The organism is bacterium (assembly GCA_020440705.1).
Taxonomy (GTDB): Bacteria; Krumholzibacteriota; Krumholzibacteriia; order LZORAL124-64-63; family LZORAL124-64-63; genus JAGRNP01.
Window position 1 is genome coordinate 1 of sequence record JAGRNP010000340.1, and the last position, 577, is coordinate 577.

Annotated in this window: 1 protein-coding gene; it reads right to left on the minus strand. The window is 58.2% G+C overall.

Annotated elements, in window-relative coordinates; translation table 11 throughout:
- Nucleotides 1-92: 92 nt before the first annotated feature.
- On the minus strand, nt 93-577 hold a 485-nt coding region (locus KDM41_18695), incomplete at its 5' end, for a serine--tRNA ligase (protein MCB1185453.1).

Here is a 577-nt window from a genome sequence, read left to right on the forward strand (position 1 = left end):
TTCCAACCGACGGCGGCATACTTGCAGCCCAGTCCTCAGGAAAAAATCAGCGGCATGAAATCATACGGTTTCGCTCGGATAAAGGCCCCGCCCTACCCTGCAGTAATCCTGTCGAGCCCGCCCATGTAGGGCCTGAGCTTTTCGGGGATGACGACGGAGCCATCCTCTTCCTGGAAGTTTTCGAGTATGGCGAGGAGTGTTCGCCCGACTGCGAGCCCAGAGCCGTTGAGTGTGTGAACCAGGCGGGGCTTTCCTCCACCCGTAGGCCTGTACCTTATGGAAGCCCGCCTCGCCTGGAAGTCGGCGAAGTTGCTGCAGGACGAGATTTCCCTGTATGTATTTTCGCTCGGCACCCAGACCTCTATGTCATATGTCTTCGTCGATGAGAAGCCCATATCTCCCGTGCAGAGCAGCATGACCCTGTAGGGGATGCCCAGGAGCTCGAGCACGCGTGCGGCGTCGGCCGTGAGGGCCTCCAGTTCGTCGAAAGAGTTGTCCGGGTCGGAGAACTTAACGAGCTCGACTTTATTGAACTGGTGCTGCCTTATGATCCCACGGACGTCCTTGCCGTAGGAGC